A 19,140-nucleotide genomic window follows, 5' to 3' on the forward strand; every position below is an offset into this window, starting at 1 on the left:
GCACCAGAGTATACCTGCTGAAATGGCAGATACCAGCAAAATTTGGGGCCATTTTGCCGCTACAACGGATGCGCCGAATGCAAAAATCGCATAAACTGAAAGCACTAACAGATGGATTGAGGATGCTATGGCTAAGCAAAACGCCCCACTTGCACTACTTATTCTGGATGGCTGGGGTCATCGTGAAGACGCAGCAGACAATGCCATTGCTGCCGCCGATACCCCAAACATGGATAAACTCTGGGCGAACTGCCCCCGCACCCTGGTTGATGGCTCGGGCAAAGCGGTGGGTTTACCGGCCGGGCAGATGGGTAATTCGGAAGTGGGCCATGTGAATTTGGGTGCCGGCCGGGTGGTCTATCAGGATTTCACCCGCATCAGCAAAGCCATCGCCGATGGCGACTTTTTCGAAAATCCTGCCTTCACCGAAGCGGTGGATAAAGCCGTGGCCAACGACAAAGCCGTGCATATCATGGGCCTGCTGTCGCCGGGTGGTGTGCACAGCCATGAAGATCATATGAAGGCTATGGTCAAGCTGGCGGCTTACCGCAATGCGAAACGTATTTACGTGCACGCCTTTTTAGATGGCCGCGATACGCCACCACGCTCAGCCAAAGAATCCATCGAGCGCTTTGAACAGCTGTTCAGTAAACTCGGCGTTGGCCGTTTTGCGTCTGTCTCGGGCCGTTATTTTGCGATGGACCGCGACAACCGCTGGGATCGTGTGAAGCAGGTGTGGGAGGTGATGGTGGCAGGCAAAGGCCAGCGCCATACCCGCAGCGCCGGTGAAGCCCTGATATCCGCTTACGAACTCAATGAAGATGACGAGTTTGTTAAACCAACACTAATTGGTGAAACCGTCAAAGTCGACGACGGCGACACCCTGGTGTTTATGAACTTCCGGGCCGACCGGGCGCGCCAGCTAAGCCATGCTTTTGCCGATAAAGACTTTGCTGAATTCGATCGTGGCCACCGCCCGGCGCTGAACGCCTTCGTAACGCTTACTGAATATGAAAGCGGACTGGACGCCGAAGTAGCCTTCCCTACTACCGAACTGAAAAACGTGCTGGGTGACTGGTTGGCGCAGCACGATTACACTCAGTTGCGTATTTCGGAAACCGAAAAATACGCGCATGTGACCTTCTTCTTCAGCGGTGGTCGTGAGGAAAAATTCAAGGGCGAAGATCGGCTGCTGATCAAGTCACCGAATGTGGCCACCTACGACCAGCAACCCGAGATGAGCTCGGAAGAGCTGACCGACAAGCTGGTGGAATCGATCAAAGCCGGCAAGCACGATGTCATCATCTGCAATTACCCCAACGGCGACATGGTTGGCCATACCGGCAACTTCGATGCCGCCGTAAAAGCCTGTGAAGCCGTTGACCGTTGTGTCGGCCGCGTGGTTGAGGCACTGCGTGAAGTCGGTGGCGAATGCCTGATCACCGCCGATCATGGCAATGCCGAGCAAATGCAGGACCACACCACCGGGCAATCACACACCGCGCATACCAGTGAGCTGGTGCCCTTTATCTATGTCGGCCGTAATGCCACTGCCCGTGATGGCGGCAAGCTATCCGATGTGGCACCGACGATGTTGCATTTGCTGGGTCTGGATCAGCCCGAAGAAATGACTGGTTCGCCCATTGTGAAGCTGGATACGTGATGGCGCGATGGCTGTTGCTGGTGCTGTTATGGTCGCTCAGTGCCAACGCCATGCAGCAGTCGGCTGACCAGGCAGAAACCGAAGCGCGGCTTGAGGCGATCGCGGCGGAGTTACAACGCCGCCAGGCGGCTATCGAGCAGCGCGCTGAAAAGCTCAGCCTGACCGAGCAAGAGCTGCGTCTGCTGGAACTGCAAATCAGTACGGTCACCAACGAACTCAACACCACCCGCAATGCGCTGCGCGAAACCCAGGCCCGGATCAGCGAGCTGCAGCAACAGCAACAAGAGCTTGAGCAACGTCAGCAGCAACAACTGCAGCTGCTGGCCCGCCAACTGGACATGGCCTATCGCATGGGCAAGCACGACTTTATTAAGCTGGTGCTTAACCAGGAAGACCCGGCCCGCTTTGAGCGCCTGCTGGGCTACTATGGCTACCTCAACCGCGCTCGCCTGGCCGAAGTCGAAGAACTTAAAACCATACAGAGCGAACTGGCTCAGGTTACCGCTGATCTTGAAAGCCAGCGCCAGACTCTGGCCGAGCAGCAACAGGAACAACGGGTACAGCAAGGTGTGGTGCAGGAACAGCAACGCGAGCAGCAACAATTAATCACCCGTCTGCAGCGCGAACAAACAGCCGACAAGCAACGCATTAACCAGCTTAGAGAGGACCAGGAGGCGTTGGAACGCGTACTTGAGGCCATTATCGCAGCCTTACGGGACGAACCGCGCCTTGATGGCCTGCAAGCCTTGAAAGGGCAGTTGAGCTGGCCGGCTAAGGGCCGGGTACAGCAGGTATTTGGTAAGCCGCGTAGTGGTGGCGTGACCTGGAAAGGCATAACCATTGAAGCTGCCGCCGGAACCCCGGTGACCGCCATCGCCGACGGCCGGGTACTGTTCGCCAACTGGCTGCGTGGATTTGGCCTGGTGCTGGTTCTGGATCATGGCAACGGCTATATGAGTTTATATGGCCATAACCAGACCATTATTCCGTCAGTAGGGGAAACTGTGCGGCGGAATGAAACCGTCGCGCTGGTTGGTCAGAGTGGTGGCCGTTCGGAGCCGGGTCTTTATCTGGAAATCCGGGCTAAGGGCGAAGCCGTCAATCCAACCCAGTGGTTCCGCTGATGCTTAACCGTTTCTGTTTCGTCGCGATACTGCTGGCTTCCTACAGCGCCAGCGCCGAGCCGGTGAGCGCCGTGACACCTCTGCGACCAGTGCAGATTGCCGTGGTTATAGATGATTTGGGAAACAGCGCCAGCCACCAGCGCTTCACCGAGCTGCCCGGCGCCCTGACCCTCGCATTTTTGCCCCATACCCCTCATGCCGCCCGATTGGCAGCGCAGGCTCACGCGCATGGCAAAGAAGTCATGGTGCATATGCCCATGCAGCCTGCTGGCGGCCAAGCAGCTGGCCCCGGCATGCTCAGTACGCTGCACAATGAAGCCGAACTCAATGCTGAGCTGGATAAGGCGCTGGCGACCCTGCCCGGCGCCCGGGGGCTTAACAATCACATGGGCAGTCTGCTAACTGCCAGCAGTGAGCCTATGCGCTGGCTGATGCAGGCGCTGGCGAACCGGAACTTATATTTTCTGGATAGCCGGACCAGCGCCGCCACCCGCGCCGAACAGATGGCTGATGAAATTGGTCTGCCCGTGGCCCGCCGGCATGTGTTTCTTGACCACAACCCACAAACCGAAGCCATCGCCCGTGAGTGGGCGCAACTGCTTAAGCTGGCACGAAAAAACGGCTTTGCCATTGCCATTGCCCACCCACACCAGAGCACCTACAGCTTCTTGCAGGCACAGCTGCCGCAACTGGAGCAACAAGGCATTTCACTGGTATTTGTTTCCAGCCTGACACAAAAAAGCCCGCTGGTTAGCGGGCCTTCTGACAATCTGAAAAAATTACTGAAACCATCTACGCCATAGCGTTGCGAAGTTTCTTCATGGCGTTCTGTTCAAGCTGACGTACGCGTTCAGCAGAAACCTGATATTTATTGGCTAACTCCTGCAGCGTGGTCTTGTTGTTCTCATCCAGCCAGCGGGCACGGACGATATCCTGGCTGCGCTCATCCAGCGTCTTAATGGCGGACAACAAGCGCTTAGAAGTCTGCGCTTCCCACTGCTCGTTTTCAACTTCTTCAGCCAGATCAGAGCGCTTGTCTTCCAGATACTGAGCTGGTGAATACGCAGTGCCTTCACGTGAGTCATCGTCATCAGAGCTCAGTTCAAACGCCTGATCATAAGCGCTCATGCGCGCTTCCATTTCCATCACTTCATTGGTACTTACACCCAGGGTTTCAGCAACGGTGCTGACTTCGTCCTGAGTAAACCAGCCTAAGCGTTTTTTCATCTTACGCAGGTTAAAGAATAATTTACGCTGTGCTTTAGTGGTCGCAATTTTCACCATGCGCCAGTTCTTCAGCACATACTCGTGAATCTCTGCTTTGATCCAATGTACCGCGAAGGAAACCAGGCGTACGCCGACTTTAGGGTCGAAGCGGCGGACCGCTTTCATCAGACCGATATTACCTTCCTGAATCAAATCAGCCTGCGGCAGGCCGTAACCGGAATAGCCGCGGGCAACGTGCACGACGAAACGCAGGTGCGACATGATCAGCTGCCGTGCAGCTGCTAAATCGTCCTGCTCTACTAAGCGCTCTGCCAGACCACGCTCTTCATCGGCACTCAACATAGGAATGCGATTGACCGACTGAATGTAAGCTTCCAGGCTGCCGCTACTCTGCGGTACTGCTAACGCCAAATTTGTCATTTCAGTGCTCATCCAACAACATCCTCTTTTTACTGCTGCGTGGCTGCATCGCCACACATACATCAGACCTCTGTGGGCCTGCGAAGTTCTATCATTCTAGCAAATCTGACGCAGGTGACAATGATCGATCCTATAGATCCTGCTTCAGATCATATGGGGCTGATTTATTGTGGTTCAATAGTCGCGACGTGTTTTCTTACCGCAATATAAGAACCCAGCAATCCCAAACCCACCGCAATCAGCCAGAGTACCAGCATTTCCTGCAAATTCAGGCCAGTGAGGCTGAACTGGCTTTCGTACAATTCGCTAATCGCCCGCACCGCATCGTCGATCCACCAGATCAACAGCGCCGTGGCCAGCCAGGCAATGATGCCCCCGACGATGCCGTACCAGACGCCGGTATACATAAAGGGTCGCTGAATATAAGCATCAGTAGCGCCAACCAGCTTCATCACCATGATCTCATCACGCTTGCTGTTAATGTTCAGGCGGATGGTATTGCCGACAATCAGCACCACCGCGATACAAAGCAACAAAGCCAGCGCCAGAAAGCCATCACGAACCAGATTCAGCAGGGCCTCCAGCCGTTGCAGCCAGGCTAAGTCCAGCCGGGCTTCTTCAACTTCACGCTCGCCTTTCAGACTACGCAACAGTGTTTCAGCCGCGGACGGCGTGCGTTTATCCGCAGCCGGTGTAATCAACAGTACATCCGGCAAGGGGTTTTCACTGAGCGCGTCGAGCGCGCTGCCAAAACCTGAACCTTCGCGAAACTCTGCCAGTGCTTCATTTTTATCAATCCATTTCACCGACTCGATATCCGGTGACAGGTTCAGCCGCTTGGTGAAAGTAGCGACTTCCTGCTGGCTTAAATTCTTACGCAAAAATACCGTGATCTCTGCTGCTTCCTGCCAGTCCGAGCCTATGGCGTCGGTATTTTTCACCACCACATAGAGCGTTGCCGGCAACGTCAGGCTCAGACCCAGCACCGCCATCGTCATCAGACTGGCCAGCGGATAACGGACTAATTCACCCAGACTTGCCACGGCCTGCTGGGCATTATGCACCCAGAACATGACAAAACGACGAAAGCCGGAAATTTTTACCTGCTGAGCGCCCTGGCTGCGTGAACGGAACAGTATACTCATGCTCAGTTCTCCTGCAGGCCGTCGTTAATCATGCGACCTTCTTTCAGGCTCAGGGTGCGATAGCGCAACCGGGCAATCAGGCCCAGATCGTGAGTCGCAATTAACACCGATACGCCAACCCGGTTAAAATCTTCGAACAGCTTAATGATTTCGGTGGATAGCTTAGGATCCAGGTTACCGGTCGGCTCGTCGGCCAACAACAGGGGCGGCTTGTTCACCACCGCCCGGGCAATGCCGACACGCTGCTGTTCACCGCCAGAGAGCATCATCGGGTAATAGCGCAATTTATCGCCAAGCCCAACTTTCTCGAGCGATGCCTGCACCCGCTTACGTGCCTCCTGCATGCTGTAACCTTCAATCAACAGCGGCAGCGCGACGTTATCGAGCACAGTTTTGTCCATCAGCAGCCGGTGATCCTGAAAAATCATGCCAATATCGCGGCGCACATAAGGGATCTGCCGCGAGTTGATACGTTTTAAGTCATGGCCGTTAATCAGCACCCGGCCGGCGGTAGGCCGTTCCATCATGCTGATGAGTTTGAGCAGGGTACTCTTGCCGGCACCGGAATGGCCGGTCAGAAACGCCATTTCGCCGGGCTCCAGATGAAAGCTCACCTGATTCAGCGCGGTAAAGCCACCGGCGTAGGTCTTACTAACCTGCTCAAACTTGATCATTCTTGCTCCGTTTTCGCGATCTCACGCTGAAATAAGGCGCTGACGAACTCATCAGCTTTAAAGGGCCGCAGGTCATCAATACCCTCACCCACACCGATATACCGGATCGGGATATTAAACTGGTCGGCAATGGCAAATATCACGCCGCCTTTAGCGGTACCATCGAGTTTGGTCAGGGTTATGCCCGTAACACCAACCGCTTCAGTAAAGAGCCTGGCCTGGCTGATGGCATTTTGGCCGGTACCGGCATCCAGCGTCAGCATAACCTCATGAGGGGCATCGGCGTCCAGTTTTTTCATCACCCGCACCACTTTTTTAAGCTCATCCATCAGGTGCGCTTTATTCTGCAGACGACCGGCAGTATCGGCAATGAGTACATCGACACCGCGGGCTTTGGCGGCCTCCACCGCATCATAAATGACCGAGGCGCTGTCGGCACCAGTATGCTGCGCGACCACCGGAATGGCGTTGCGCTCGCCCCATACCTGCAACTGCTCTACCGCGGCAGCGCGGAAAGTATCGCCGGCCGCCAGCATCACCGATTTACCCTCGCGCTTAAACTGCTGGGCCAGCTTACCAATGGTAGTGGTTTTGCCGACGCCGTTAACGCCGACCATCAGAATTACGAAGGGGCCGGCTTTGGTATCCAGTTTCAGCGGCTGCTCGACTGGCTTGAGGATTTCCGTCATGTTCTGTTGCAGCAGCTCATACAAGGCGCTGGCATCCTGCAGCTGGCGGCGATCCGCCTGCTCGGTGAGGCGCTCGACGATACGCATGGTCGTGGGCACGCCGATATCCGCAGTCAGTAACTGGGTTTCGAGTTCTTCAAAGAGGTCATCGTCAATTTTCTTATCTTTAAAAACGCCCCAGAGGCCATCGCCGATGGCACTTGAGGTTTTGCGCAGTCCGGCGGTCAGGCGTTGCCACAGGCCCGTTTTTTTCGCTGGCTGGGGTTCTGGCTCTGGCTCTGGTTCTGGTTCTGGTTTGGCTTCGGCGGCCGATTCGGCAGTAACCTGCGCACAAATCTCGGCAGCATCAGGAGCGACCTGTTCAGCTACTGACTGCTCTTCTGGCTGAAGTTCTTGCGGCTGAGGCTCTTCCTGCTGCGCCTCGTCTTGTTGGGGCGCTTCGCTCTCAGGCGATTGTTCGGGTGCGTCTTTTTTGGATTTACGAAATAACGAAAACAGCGATCCTTTGGCCATGCCCAGTTTACCTTTGGAAGTTCATTACTACAGGGTTTACACTATGCCGGTAGTTTAACACGCGACTAAACAGAAGGCTTACTTTAGCATGCCGCGAAGCCCAGACAAGAACAAAAAGGCCAGTGCCGAAGGCAGCGGCGAATTGCGTATTATCGGCGGTTCGCTGCGCGGGCGGAAACTCAGTATCGCTGCGGTCCCCGGCTTGCGCCCCACCACCGACCGGGTGCGCGAAACCCTGTTTAACTGGCTGCAGTTTGAGCTGGCCGATCAGCGTTGCCTGGATTTATTCGCCGGCAGCGGCGCACTGGGCTTTGAAGCGCTGTCGCGCGGCGCCGCACAAGTGATCCTGCTGGAAAAAGACAGCCAGGCGGCACGATTACTGGCCCAGCATGCCGAGCGCTTATCCGCTGCTTGCCAGGGCACCGCGCTGGTGCAATCGGGCGATGCGCTGAATTTTTTACAACAGCAACCAGCCGCTCCCTTTGACGTGGTATTTGTGGACCCGCCGTTTCGCATGGACCTAGCGGATAGCGCCTGCGAGTTATTGCAGCGGAATGGCTGGCTGCGCCCGGGCAGCTGGGTATACCTGGAAACCGAGCGCGACTGGCATCCGAACTGGCCCTCGAACTGGCGCCTGCATCGCGAAAAAGAAGCCGGCCAGGTGGCCTTCCGGCTGCTGCAGGTAAATGATTAGAACAACAACTTAAGGTAGACAACGAATGAGTATTAGCGTGTGGTTGGGTCGAATTCTTTTTGCGCTGGTGTGGGGTGCCTTACTGGCCAACCTGGTATGGCCGTTTCCGGGCAAAGGCTTTGCGCTGTTTCTGATCCTGCTGTTTGTACTGCTGGCAATTCACCTGCTGCAGCTACTGATGTTTGTCACCGTGTATGGCGACAAAATCAAATGGAGCCGCGGCGATTACTGGCAAATCATTGTATTTGGCGTGATTGGCTGGCTGGCCATATTACAAAAACAGCCACGCCAGAAAACCGACTAAGTCGCTTATTCGGAAATCGCGACGCCGATGTTGGAGATGCCTTCATCATCGGCCATCGCGCGGATCTGTGCGACCAGCTCTTTGGTCGGCAACGCGGACGTCGGCGCCACCACTTCCAGGTAATTCAGCAGCGCCTGCTGAATGTCGACTTCGTACTGTACTAACTCATGCTCGCGCAGCAGTTGCTGGCGTTGTTCCGCATCCAGCTCGGCGCCTTCCGTGAGTTCGACAAATTTAGCCACATCCGCCTGAGAAATCTTCGCCACGCTGACCAGTTCGGCCGAGGTATTGTCCATCAGCCCCTGCAGCATGGTGCTGATGGCAGTGCAGGCGTCAATCGCCGGGTATACGCCAAGCAGATCATGGCCGTATTCACTGGGGGTGACATCGTCGACCTTTTCCTGCCAGCGGCTGAAATTCACTTTGACTTTCTTCGGTTGCCATACCCAATCCCAGCAAGCATTCAAAGCACCTTCCAGCGGCTGCGGATCGCCAAAGCCGGTCACCTGATGGAACAGGTGATAATTGGGGACCATGCGCTCACACAGGTACAGCGCCACCACCGTCTGGTAAGCCAGGGGTAATTCGCGAATGCGTTCAAAAGTGTTCAGTACAGCCATGGAAATCCTTGGTAAACTAGCGACAGATCAGATAGGGGTAAGTATACATGGAATCAAGCATACACCAATGGTTTTGCCAGATCCGCGACGCCGCAGCGCGCATCAGCGATCGCGTCATGCGCACGCCGGTGCGCCATCAGCTGGCGTTAGACGACGCGCTGGGCGCGCAGGTGTGGCTGAAGTGCGAGAACCTGCAACACACCGGCGCGTTTAAGTTTCGCGGTGCCTGCAATGCCCTGCTGCAACTGACGCCAGCGCAGCGCGAAGCGGGTGTATTTACGGTCTCTTCCGGCAATCATGGTGCAGCACTTGCGGCCGCCGGACAGCAACTGGGGATATCGGTGCGGGTGGGCGTTGCCAGCAATGCGTCACCAGTTAAACGCGCCAATATGGAGCAGTACGACGCTGAGCTCATCACCATCGAACCGGGCATGACAGCACGCGAGCAGTTCGTCGAGCAGCAGCAGGCCAGCGGCCGGCACTTTGTTCCGCCTTACAATCACCCGCATATTATCTGTGGTCAGGGCACCGCGGCACTGGAGCTGCTCGAGCAGCAACCGGATCTCGAGATCTTACTGACGCCCCTGGGTGGCGGCGGCTTGCTCAGCGGCACGGCGATCGTCGGGCGTGAGCTGGGCATCAGCAACATCTATGGCGTGGAACCGGAGCTGGCGGCCGATGGCAGGGCCTCGCTGGAAGCGGGATCCATTCAGCCGGCAATGCCGCCGCGCAGTGTCTGCGATGGCCTGCTGACCAGCCTGGGGGAAGAAACCTTCGCCATTATCCGGCGCGCGGTGGACGATGTACTGGTGGTCACCGATGAACAGGCACTGGCCGCCCAACAACTTTGTTTTGAGCATACCGGAATGTGGATCGAGCCCTCGTCAGCGACCCCGCTGGCAGCCATTAAGGCCTATCCGCAGCTATTTGCCGCTAAACGGATCGGGGTCGTGATCAGTGGGGGAAATGTGAATCAGCTGGCGAACAGCTGATTCATATCCTGAAAGGCTTTAAATTCCAGCGCGTTACCACTGTAATCATAGAAAAACATGGTGGCTTGCTCGCCGGGCTTCCCTTCAAAGCGGATATGCGGCTCAATCACAAACTTGATGCCTTTATCCTGCAGCCGGCGCGCCAGTTGCTGCCAGTCGTCCATAGTCAGCACCACACCAAAATGCGGCACCGGCACGGCATGGCCGTCGACCGGATTATGATGCACTTCACCGGCTTGTACCGGTGCCAGATGCGTCACTAACTGGTGGCCAAAAAAATCCCAGTCGACCCACTGCTTATCGCTGCGGCCTTCGCTTAACCCAAGCACGTCACCATAAAAGGCGCGTGCCCGGGCAATATCCTTCACCGGAATCGCTAAATGAAAAGGTTGAACCTGCTTTGCCATGTATGTCTCCCTTCGCTCAGCCTTAAGCGTTCAGCGCCCGATCCAGATCAGCAATCAGATCGTCCAGATCTTCAATACCCACAGAGATCCGCACGAAGTTATCCAGAATGCCCAGCTTCTCGCGATTCTCTTTTGGAATCGACGCGTGGGTCATAATCGCCGGATGTTCAATCAGGCTCTCGACGCCACCTAAGCTTTCCGCCAGCGCGAAGATTTCAACTTCTTCGAGGAAGCGACGGGCTTTGTTGATGTCGCCTTTGAGCAGAATCGAGATCATGCCGCCAAAACCTGTCATCTGGCGTTTCGCCAGCTCGTGCTGCGGATGACTTGGCAGACCAGGGTAAATCACTTTCTCAACCTGATCATGTTTCTCAAGCCACTTGGCCAGCTCCAGCGCCGCTTCGTTATGATGCTTCATCCGCAAGGCCAGGGTTTTCACGCCGCGCAGTGCCAGATAGCTATCAAACGGACCAGCTATCGCGCCTACAGAGTTCTGCAGGAACAACATTTTTTCGATCAGCTCCTGGTTATCGCCAACCACCGCAATACCGCCAACCATATCAGAATGGCCGTTCAGGTATTTGGTCGCTGAATGCATGACCATGTCGGCACCCAGTTCCAGCGGACGGGTGTTGTAGGGTGTGGCGAAGGTATTATCCACTACCACCAGAATGTCGCGCGCTTTGGCGACCTTCACGATGGCATCGATATCAACCAGTTTCAGCATCGGGTTACTTGGAGTTTCCACCCAGATCATCTTGGTTTTGTCGGTGATCGCGGCTTCAACGGCACTTATATCGGCCAGATCAACGTAAGAGAATTTCAGGTTAGCTGAACGGCCACGGACTTTATCAAACAAGCGGAAGGTACCGCCGTACAGATCGTCCATCGCCACCACGTGGTCACCGCTGTCCAGCAGTTCCATAATAGTGGACGTAGCAGCCATACCCGATGCAAAAGCCAGGCCCTGCTTGCCGCCTTCCAGGTTAGCGACTGAGCGCTCCCAGGCGAAACGGGTCGGGTTGTGCGAACGCGAATATTCAAAGCCTTTATGAACGCCCGGGCTTTCCTGAATATAGGTTGAGCTGGTAAAGATCGGTGGCATTACTGCACCGGTAGCCGGCTCCGGCGCTTGTCCGCCATGAATAGTCCGGGTCGCAAATTTTAAATTCTTTTGTTCTGCCATTGCTTACTTCTCCAGCAAGTTCTGAGCGGCCATCCACTCATCGTTATATAATTTAGACAGATACCGGTTACCGGTATCACAGGCTAAGGTGACTACGCGCTTGGGCTCAGTCTGTTCGCGGCAGTATTGCAGCGCGGCGGCAATCAGGGTGCCGCTTGATGAGCCGACCATCACGCCTTCTTTTACTAATACTTCACGGGCCACGCGGAAGGCTTCTTTATCGCTTATCGCGTACGCTTTATTGGCCAGTTTGATTTCACAGATATCGGGAATAAAATCTTCGCCGATGCCTTCAACCAGCCAGCTGCCGGCTTCGACTTTTTCATTGCGGTTAACCAGCGGCTCCAGGATTGACCCTTCCGGATCAGCCAGCACCAGATCGATGGTGGCGCTGCGTTCACGCAAGAAACGACCCACACCACTTAAGGTGCCGCCCGAGCCAACACCACAAACGAAGGCATCAATTTTGCCATCCATCTGCTTCCAGATTTCCGGGCCGGTAGTTTCATAATGGGCGGCCACGTTGGCATCGTTGGTGAACTGGTTCACATAGTAGTAGCCGTTCTCTTCCGCTAAGCGTGCGGCCATATCCTGGTAATATTCAGGATGCCCTTTTTGCACATCAGAACGGGTGCGAACCACGTCCGCGCCCATAGCTTTGAGGTTATTCACTTTTTCAGCGGACATTTTGTCCGGCATGACTATCTTCAGCGGGTAACCCTTGCTTGCCGCAACCAGCGCCAGGCCCAGGCCGGTATTACCAGCGGTCGCCTCAATGATGGTCATACCCGGCTTAAGCTTGCCGCTTTTTTCCGCCGCTTCAATCATGCTTACCGCGATCCGGTCTTTAATGGAACCGCCCGGGTTCAGGTGCTCCAGTTTCAGATAAAGCTCACAAGGGCCGGTGTCCATGTTCGAGACCTTGACCATGGGCGTATTACCAATCATTTCGAGTACGTTTTGAAAAACTTGCATGCTGAGGTTTCCGCTGCTGGTTGAATTAAGTTGTTCTATTATCGCACGATGCTGCCCTGGGATGCCAATTTGAACTGCAAAATACGCCATGCTTTTTGGTATAAGATATGGCACATTACCTGCTACTCCCCGGTGGCAGCATCCGCCACACGAATCTCTGAAGCCTAGTAGCAGGAGCCAGCAATGACAAATTCCTTTCGCACCGGGGCCGCAGCCCTTTTCGCAATCGCCCTGTTGAGCGCCTGCCAGCCACAGACTGATGACGCCACAGATACCGCTGTAGTGGCCGACGTTGAGTCGCCGCAGGATGCCTTCATGGCTGCCTTCGAACCTTACTGTGGTCAGGCTTTTGCCGCCACTATAGTGGAAGATAATCAGCCCTCGCCAGCCTGGGACAAGCCACTGGTGGTGCATGTACGCGACTGCGAGCCGGGCCTGGTGCGCATGCCGCTGCACGTGGGCGATGACCGCTCCCGCACCTGGGTACTGACCCAGCACGACGATTACATTGATTTTCAACACATTCACCTGCACGAAGACGGCACACCCGATGCGGTATCGCCTTATGGCGGACAAACCGTAGTTGAAGGCACGGCCACTGAGCAGGCGTTCCCGGTGGATGAAGCCAGCAAAGCGCTGTTTATTGAGAACGGCCTGGATGTATCCGTGACCAACACCTGGACCATCCGCTTTGTTGATGAAGACACCATGAGCTATCAGCTAAGCCGCCCCGGTCGTATTTTTGAAGTGCACGTTGATCTCAGCCAACCAATTGACCTGCCCCCGCCAGCCTGGGGCTATACACCCGAATAAATCCGGAGGGAGCCTGAACCTTATGATCGATTTGCGTAGTGATACCGTGACCCGCCCCAGCACCGGCATGCGCCAGGCAATGGCCGATGCGCCCGTTGGCGATGACGTATTTGGTGATGACCCGACGGTTAATGCGGTGCAACAACGGGTGGCCGAACTCACCGGCAAAGAAGCCGGACTCTTTGCCAGCAGCGGCACCCAGACCAATTTACTGGCGCTGCTGAGCCATTGTCAGCGCGGCGATGAATACCTGGTGGGCCAGGAATACCATACTTATCGCTATGAAGCTGGTGGCGCTGCCGTGCTCGGCGGCATCGTACCCCAGCCCTTCGAAGTGGAAGCCGACGGTACCCTCAACCTGCAGTTAGTCGAAAAACGCATCAAACCGGATGATCCGCATTTTCCGATCACCCGCCTGCTGGCACTTGAGAATACCCATACCGGCAAAGTGATCCCGCAGCAGTACATGCTCAAAGCCCGCAAGCTGGCTGACAAGCATGGTCTGAAACTGCATCTGGATGGCGCACGGATCTTCAATGCCTCTGTTGCTACGGGCCTCGATCTGGCCGAGCTGGCCGCACCTTTTGACAGCGTGTCGCTATGCTTTTCCAAAGGCATGGGCACGCCAATCGGTTCGGTACTGGTGGGTAGTAAGAAACTGATTCAGCGCGCTCATCGCTTGCGTAAAATGCTCGGCGGTGGCATGCGTCAGGCCGGCATCATCGCCGCAGCAGTCGACTATGCCCTGGATCATAACTTTGACCGGCTGGCCGACGATCATGCCAACGCACTGGAACTTGCGTCAGCTTTAAAAGGCCTGCCTGGTATAGTGGTTGAGCCGGCGCAAACCAACATGGTGTATGTGAATTTTGAAAGCCTGGAGGCCGCGCTAAACGTCAGCGACCACTTGCGCAGCAAAGACATCCTCACCGCCCGCTCGCAGCGCATGCGCCTGGTCACTCACCTCAACGTGAGCCGCAGCGATATCGAGCAGGTGGTTCGCGGATTTAGGAAAGCGCTGGGCAGTTAATCAGAGTTCCCGCAGGTGGTGCAACAGGCGATCCAGGGCGCGATAGCTGAGGGCTTCAGCCAGATGCGAACGGCCGATGGTTGCACTATCTTCAATATCAGCGATGGTGCGCGCCAGCCGCAGCAGGCGATGATAAGCCCGGTGCGATAGCCCGAACTTCTCAATGGCCTTAACCAGAAACTCGTGATCCTCATCCGACAGGCGGCAATGCTCGCTGAGCTGCGCCGGGCTGAGCTCGCAGTTGAGGCAATCCTGGCGCTCTGTTTGCAGCTTGCGGGCCGCGATGACGCGCTGCCGCCAGTTATCACTCACAGGTGCCGCCGGTTCCAGTTGCTGCTTCAGCACATCCGGCTGGCGAGGCACTTCGACCTGCATATCAATGCGGTCCAGCAGCGGTCCTGAAAGCTTGCCCAGATAGTTTATGATCTGATCGGGGCTGGCACGGGCGCTACTGAGATTGCCGTCAAAGTGGCCGCATGGTGATGGATTTAATGCGCACACCAGTTGGAAGCGTGCCGGAAATGTCACCTGATGGGCCGCGCGGCTGATGGTTACTATGCCCGACTCCAGTGGCTCTCGCAGCGAATCCAGTACATGACGTGAGAACTCAGGTAATTCATCCAGGAACAAAAGACTCTTGTGCGCCAGCGAGATCTCGCCAGGTTGCGGCGGCGAGCCGCCTCCCACCAAAGCCGCCGCGGAACAGGAATGGTGGGGACTCCTTAAAGTGCGCTGCCGCCAGCTCTGCGCGTTGCCGGTGCGCATGGCCTGTCCGGTTATTGAGCGGATAGCCGCAACTTCCAATCCGTCGCGCTCATCAAGGGGCGGCAGCAGCCCCAACAACCGCTGCGCCAGCATGGTCTTTCCGGTGCCGGGCGGCCCCACAAAAAGCAGATGATGCCCACCGGTAGCTGCGAGCAGCAACGCGCGCTTGGCCTGCTCCTGTCCCACCACATCAGCGATATCACCGGGATGGCTGGGGCTGATATCTGCGTCACAGGGCTCAATAAAAGGCAGGCTGTGCGGCCCGCGCAGATGCTCGGCCACATCAATTAAACTGATTGCCGCCACACACTGCTGCTTGCGCAGTACGCTGGCTTCGCCCTGATTATCGGCCGGTATCACCGCCTCGCGGCCTTCCTCCCGACAGGCCATCATTGCCGGTAAAATACCGGTAACGCCACGCAAATCGCCGTTTAGCGTCAGCTCGCCATAAAACTCCCGGCCCACCACCGCGCGCTCGGCCAGTTGCCCGCTCGCCACCAGAATCCCCACCGCAATGGCTAAATCATAACGGGCGCCATGCTTAGGCAAATCCGCCGGCGCCAGGTTCACGGTGATTTTTTTCGCGCGCGGAAAATCAAAATTACTGGCCAGCAACGCCGAGCGCACCCGGTCGCGCGCCTCGCGCACGCCGGTCTGCGGCAACCCCACCATATTAAACGCCGGCAATCCCGGAGCCAGACACACCTCAACCGTCACCTGCGGCGCATCAATACCCTGCAACGCGCGGGTGTAAACCTGAGCCAGTGATAATCCCATCGTCATGCCGCTTCCCTGCAACCGCTTGTTAGTCAGATCAGATTAACGAGCGGCTCAAGAAGCGGCAATTAGCGCAAAGCGGATATTTATGTGAGTTATCAGCGCACAGAACTTCGGCGCTTGAGGCAGGCTGAAATAATGAGCATAGAGACCACAAGTACAAACATCGTTAGCGTCATAACAATACCGTTAAGTATAAGTTGCCACCAGGCTATCGGCGGGTTGCTCAATGCACTTTTGAACGCCTGAGGTATCACAAAAAAAACGAACAACCCCAAAAAAACGCCCCCGCCAATGCCCCTAAGCAAACGACCGAAATAGCGTCTACTTGGCTGGCTTAAAAATTTTTCGCTCGGCGCCTCTTTTTTAATCCTTGAGTACAGAAGAAAGCTAACGAAGAATCCATACGCCAGCAGCATCGGCTTGTCGAAAATAACCACATCCATGTGTTTACCTTTTAAAGCGCGGCTGACTTTTTCTCTTCGAGGTTACGGAATTTAAACGTGCCCTGAACGCGCACCGGAGCGGTAGGATTGTCGATTCTCGGCTCGAGCCGGGTTTTGCGCATCGCGTCAACCACGATATCGGCATAACCTTTTCCTGCTGGCGTTTCCTCCAGCACCGTTATCGTTGTTAGCTCCCCCGCTTCATTTATATGCCATTCAACGGCTACCGTTACATCCAGCTTAAATAGCGGTGTACCGTCAGCGGTAGTCAACAAATCCGGAAAGCCATTAACATCCCATTCCAAATTGAACTGATAAGTTGAAATGAGGGGGATCTCGTCTGCTTTAGCTGGATTCGTAGCAAAAACAACAAAAAACACGGCGATTAGATTTAAAAACCTGGCAAATTTCATCAAAAACTCCTGTTTAACTATCGAATATTTCCTTATTAGCTTCAGAAGTTACAAATCATGCTCCTGGTTGTCAACAACATATTAACTTTAAGCCGTTTTTCGGACCTGAAAATTCTATTTTTTACATCTTTTCTGTTGTTACTCGCAAGAAATACAACTTATGCGGTGTTGTTTAATGATTATTACAACTAATTAATTGTAATTAGTGGGTTAAACAATATATTAGTTGTAAAACCAGATAAAAACACTTAATCTATTGTAATTTACCACGTATACAACAAAAACGTTGTTAAAGGGCGAAACTATGAAGACGCTCCAGAATTATGCTGCGATCTTACGCAAAAGAAGAGATGACCTGGAACTAAGCCAGCAAGATATGCGGCTAAAGATCGGGATGTCGCAACAACAATATCAGCGCATAGAAGCCGGCGCTGATACGCGCTTATCAACTCTGTTACGGGTGCTCGATGGCCTTGATATGGAGTTGGTGCTGATCCCGAAGGAGTCTGTTCGCCAGGTTGAGCAACAACTCACCCAGCTGGATCAGGCCCGCTCGGCGGACGGGGAAAAGTCACGCGGCCTGTCGCCGTGGCAGTTAGTCAAAGATTTAGAGGATGATTAATGGCGTACAGCAGAGAGGAACATGTTCAAGCACTAGGATTAACGCTTCACGGCGTTCATATTGCCGTGCTCGCTCACTTTGCCGGTAACAAAAACATCCTGACATTTAACCCTGATTACCTGTCCGGACAAGTGGCTCAGGACCTTCCTGTGGTAACGATGAGGCAGCTACTACAGCCGGACTATTTAAATCATCCATTCATTCACTCCCAGCAGTTACCGCCCTTATTATCTAATCTGCTACCCGAAGGTTCATTACGTGAGTGGATGTCGTCCGAACTGAAGGTTAACAGCATTAATGAATTTCCCATGTTTGCCTGGGCGGGCCGAAATTTGCCCGGAGCTATCATTGCAGAGCCCCTGCCCCCTGATGAAATACCTGACTGGTCTTTATCGCCGCGCGATAAAGTCTCGCCTATAGCCATGCCGGTAAATGTTCCCGCGCGAAAATTTTCATTAGCGGGCGTGCAAATGAAATTTTCGTCGGTCCGGCAAGGCGCCCGCTTTTCTATTAGCGAATCATCGGACGGCGAAAGCTGGATAATAAAAACGCCTTCGACAACCCATAAGGCGGTTGTTGAGAATGAATATACCTCGATGAAGCTCGCAGAAGCGGCTGGCATTACGATTCCAGAGGTTAAGTTAGTGCAGCTGTCTGATCTGGATGGACTGCCGGACATCCCCCTGCCAGGCGAGTCTACCGCATATGCCATAAGACGATTTGATCGTTCCGATGCCGGGCGCATTCATACCGAAGACTTCGCTCAAATCATGGGCCTTTATCCGGTGGATAAATACGGCAAAGTAAATCATGAACAGATCGCGGCAGCGCTCCACCAGGTCGGCACACAGGGCCTGAGTGATGTACAACAACTGGCACGGCGGTTGTTGGTCAATATCCTCTTAGGAAACGGGGACGCGCATATTAAAAACTGGTCGGTGTATTATCCCGATCAACTAAATCCCTTGCTGGCACCGGCTTACGATATCGTCTCCACCATAGCTTACGTTGAGCCTGATCGTTTAGCCTTGAACCTGAATAAGCACAAAGACTGGGATGCGATGACGTTCTACTCTTTTGAACAATGGGCGAAGCGCATTAATGTTTCCTGGCCTGCCATCAGGATTCATCTACAGGACGTTATGGAAAAGGCAAGAACGCTGTGGCCGGCAATGTTGGATGAGTTACCTATGCTCGAAAACCATAAAGCCAAACTAAGAGCGCACTGGAGCAACCTGAAGCAAGATTTCAGAATCACTACTTAAGCCGTTTGGCTAGTCAGCGGCGCCCCAAATCCGGAAACGCGTGATGAGATACCAGACAAGTCCGCCAATGAACATGACCAGAGCGATCACATTGAGCTCGCCGCGTTCCTCGTACTCTTCGCCGGTAAAATAAAACCAGGCCAGGCCCACTATAAGAGAAATGAGCGCGACCACGCCTTGAATCTGCAGGCTCACCGGTGTTTCTTTGGTGGTGATACCAGTGTCGCCAGGGTGGCTTGTTTCACCATGCTGGTCGCGCTTCACGTAACCGCAACCGGGGCAGCTGAATTTATTATCCAGTACCTGATTTTCACACTTCGGACACTTCTCAACCATTGTCGAAATACCTGTCTGTTGTATTGATATGGGTTTCAAT

Annotated in this window: 22 protein-coding genes; 10 read left to right on the top strand and 12 right to left on the bottom strand. The window is 54.7% G+C overall.

Going from position 1 to position 19,140, the window contains the following annotated elements:
* The first annotated feature begins 127 nt into the window (after positions 1 to 127).
* From gpmI to IDSA_RS06030, 3 genes are read left to right on the top strand one after another with little or no spacing between them, the layout of a single operon-like run.
* Complete coding sequence (gene gpmI, locus IDSA_RS06020; protein WP_034775172.1) at positions 128 to 1,663, top strand: 2,3-bisphosphoglycerate-independent phosphoglycerate mutase; 1,536 nt, start codon at positions 128 to 130, stop codon at positions 1,661 to 1,663.
* Positions 1,663 to 2,787 (top strand): murein hydrolase activator EnvC family protein, encoded by a 1,125-nt coding sequence (locus tag IDSA_RS06025; protein ID WP_034775173.1) that lies wholly within the window; start codon positions 1,663 to 1,665, stop codon positions 2,785 to 2,787. Before gpmI ends, IDSA_RS06025 begins: the two co-directional genes overlap by 1 nt.
* A complete protein-coding gene (locus tag IDSA_RS06030) occupies positions 2,787 to 3,590 on the top strand; it encodes a divergent polysaccharide deacetylase family protein (protein WP_051986123.1) in 804 nt (267 codons plus the stop codon). Before IDSA_RS06025 ends, IDSA_RS06030 begins: the two co-directional genes overlap by 1 nt.
* Here IDSA_RS06030 and rpoH read toward each other — a convergent pair.
* From rpoH to ftsY, 4 genes are all read right to left on the bottom strand, one after another.
* Positions 3,580 to 4,446 carry an RNA polymerase sigma factor RpoH gene (gene rpoH, locus IDSA_RS06035; protein WP_034775174.1) on the bottom strand — a complete coding sequence of 289 codons (867 nt, stop codon included), beginning with the start codon at positions 4,444 to 4,446 and terminating at the stop codon, positions 3,580 to 3,582. The two genes, IDSA_RS06030 and rpoH, sit on opposite strands and share 11 nt — an antisense overlap.
* Positions 4,447 to 4,598: 152 nt before the next feature.
* Positions 4,599 to 5,579: a permease-like cell division protein FtsX gene (ftsX, locus tag IDSA_RS06040; protein ID WP_034775175.1), complete on the bottom strand. Its 981-nt coding sequence runs from the start codon at positions 5,577 to 5,579 to the stop codon at positions 4,599 to 4,601.
* 2 nt (positions 5,580 to 5,581) lie between these two features.
* The gene (gene ftsE / locus IDSA_RS06045; protein ID WP_034775177.1) at positions 5,582 to 6,253 is read right to left on the bottom strand and encodes a cell division ATP-binding protein FtsE; all 672 of its coding nucleotides are present in this window, start codon (positions 6,251 to 6,253) and stop codon (positions 5,582 to 5,584) included.
* Positions 6,250 to 7,455: a signal recognition particle-docking protein FtsY gene (gene ftsY / locus IDSA_RS06050; RefSeq protein ID WP_034775179.1), complete on the bottom strand. Its 1,206-nt coding sequence runs from the start codon at positions 7,453 to 7,455 to the stop codon at positions 6,250 to 6,252. Before ftsY ends, ftsE begins: the two co-directional genes overlap by 4 nt.
* A gap of 88 nt (positions 7,456 to 7,543) precedes the next feature.
* On the opposite strand from ftsY, the gene rsmD reads away from it, so the two are divergent.
* Both rsmD and IDSA_RS06060 read left to right on the top strand, forming a co-directional pair.
* On the top strand, positions 7,544 to 8,149 hold the full coding sequence (gene rsmD / locus IDSA_RS06055) for a 16S rRNA (guanine(966)-N(2))-methyltransferase RsmD (protein ID WP_034775182.1): 606 nt from the start codon (positions 7,544 to 7,546) through the stop codon (positions 8,147 to 8,149).
* A gap of 25 nt (positions 8,150 to 8,174) precedes the next feature.
* Positions 8,175 to 8,453 carry a DUF1145 domain-containing protein gene (locus IDSA_RS06060; RefSeq protein ID WP_034775184.1) on the top strand — a complete coding sequence of 93 codons (279 nt, stop codon included), beginning with the start codon at positions 8,175 to 8,177 and terminating at the stop codon, positions 8,451 to 8,453.
* A 5-nt stretch (positions 8,454 to 8,458) separates the two neighbouring features.
* On the opposite strand, the gene IDSA_RS06065 is transcribed toward IDSA_RS06060, so the two are convergent.
* Positions 8,459 to 9,073 (bottom strand): YjaG family protein, encoded by a 615-nt coding sequence (locus IDSA_RS06065; RefSeq protein ID WP_034775186.1) that lies wholly within the window; start codon positions 9,071 to 9,073, stop codon positions 8,459 to 8,461.
* Between the two features lie 47 nt (positions 9,074 to 9,120).
* Between IDSA_RS06065 and IDSA_RS06070 the strand changes: the two genes are divergently transcribed.
* Entirely contained in the window at positions 9,121 to 10,065 is a 945-nt protein-coding gene (locus IDSA_RS06070) for a threonine ammonia-lyase (protein ID WP_051986124.1), read from the top strand.
* Here the strand turns inward: IDSA_RS06070 and IDSA_RS06075 are convergent.
* From IDSA_RS06075 to IDSA_RS06085, 3 genes are read right to left on the bottom strand one after another with little or no spacing between them, the layout of a single operon-like run.
* Positions 10,047 to 10,472, bottom strand: coding sequence for a VOC family protein (locus tag IDSA_RS06075; protein WP_034775189.1), 426 nt, complete (start codon positions 10,470 to 10,472; stop codon positions 10,047 to 10,049). The two genes, IDSA_RS06070 and IDSA_RS06075, sit on opposite strands and share 19 nt — an antisense overlap.
* Before the next feature lie 22 nt (positions 10,473 to 10,494).
* The gene (locus IDSA_RS06080; RefSeq protein WP_034775190.1) at positions 10,495 to 11,658 is read right to left on the bottom strand and encodes a cystathionine gamma-synthase; all 1,164 of its coding nucleotides are present in this window, start codon (positions 11,656 to 11,658) and stop codon (positions 10,495 to 10,497) included.
* 3 nt (positions 11,659 to 11,661) lie between these two features.
* The gene (locus IDSA_RS06085; RefSeq protein WP_034775253.1) at positions 11,662 to 12,633 is read right to left on the bottom strand and encodes a PLP-dependent cysteine synthase family protein; all 972 of its coding nucleotides are present in this window, start codon (positions 12,631 to 12,633) and stop codon (positions 11,662 to 11,664) included.
* Between the two features lie 183 nt (positions 12,634 to 12,816).
* Here IDSA_RS06085 and IDSA_RS06090 point away from each other — a divergent pair, with 183 nt between their 5' ends.
* Together IDSA_RS06090 and ltaE are read left to right on the top strand one after the other, a co-directional pair.
* The gene (locus tag IDSA_RS06090) at positions 12,817 to 13,446 is read left to right on the top strand and encodes a hypothetical protein (RefSeq protein ID WP_034775191.1); all 630 of its coding nucleotides are present in this window, start codon (positions 12,817 to 12,819) and stop codon (positions 13,444 to 13,446) included.
* A 22-nt stretch (positions 13,447 to 13,468) separates the two neighbouring features.
* Positions 13,469 to 14,476, top strand: coding sequence for a low-specificity L-threonine aldolase (ltaE, locus tag IDSA_RS06095; RefSeq protein ID WP_034775192.1), 1,008 nt, complete (start codon positions 13,469 to 13,471; stop codon positions 14,474 to 14,476).
* Here ltaE and IDSA_RS06100 read toward each other — a convergent pair whose 3' ends face one another.
* The 3 genes from IDSA_RS06100 to IDSA_RS06110 form a co-directional block, all read right to left on the bottom strand.
* The gene (locus IDSA_RS06100) at positions 14,477 to 16,024 is read right to left on the bottom strand and encodes a YifB family Mg chelatase-like AAA ATPase (RefSeq protein ID WP_232221273.1); all 1,548 of its coding nucleotides are present in this window, start codon (positions 16,022 to 16,024) and stop codon (positions 14,477 to 14,479) included.
* A 92-nt stretch (positions 16,025 to 16,116) separates the two neighbouring features.
* Positions 16,117 to 16,464 carry a hypothetical protein gene (locus IDSA_RS06105; protein WP_034775193.1) on the bottom strand — a complete coding sequence of 116 codons (348 nt, stop codon included), beginning with the start codon at positions 16,462 to 16,464 and terminating at the stop codon, positions 16,117 to 16,119.
* A gap of 11 nt (positions 16,465 to 16,475) precedes the next feature.
* Entirely contained in the window at positions 16,476 to 16,877 is a 402-nt protein-coding gene (locus tag IDSA_RS06110; RefSeq protein ID WP_034775194.1) for a hypothetical protein, read from the bottom strand.
* A gap of 304 nt (positions 16,878 to 17,181) precedes the next feature.
* On the opposite strand from IDSA_RS06110, the gene IDSA_RS06115 reads away from it, so the two are divergent.
* Both IDSA_RS06115 and IDSA_RS06120 read left to right on the top strand, forming a co-directional pair.
* Positions 17,182 to 17,499: a helix-turn-helix domain-containing protein gene (locus IDSA_RS06115; protein ID WP_034775195.1), complete on the top strand. Its 318-nt coding sequence runs from the start codon at positions 17,182 to 17,184 to the stop codon at positions 17,497 to 17,499.
* A complete protein-coding gene (locus IDSA_RS06120) occupies positions 17,499 to 18,764 on the top strand; it encodes a type II toxin-antitoxin system HipA family toxin (protein ID WP_034775196.1) in 1,266 nt (421 codons plus the stop codon). Before IDSA_RS06115 ends, IDSA_RS06120 begins: the two co-directional genes overlap by 1 nt.
* A 9-nt stretch (positions 18,765 to 18,773) precedes the next feature.
* Here IDSA_RS06120 and IDSA_RS06125 read toward each other — a convergent pair whose 3' ends face one another.
* Complete coding sequence (locus tag IDSA_RS06125; RefSeq protein ID WP_034775198.1) at positions 18,774 to 19,100, bottom strand: hypothetical protein; 327 nt, start codon at positions 19,098 to 19,100, stop codon at positions 18,774 to 18,776.
* Positions 19,101 to 19,140: the final 40 nt, after the last annotated feature.

Source organism: Pseudidiomarina salinarum (genome assembly GCF_000753715.1).
GTDB lineage: Bacteria > Pseudomonadota > Gammaproteobacteria > Enterobacterales > Alteromonadaceae > Pseudidiomarina > Pseudidiomarina salinarum.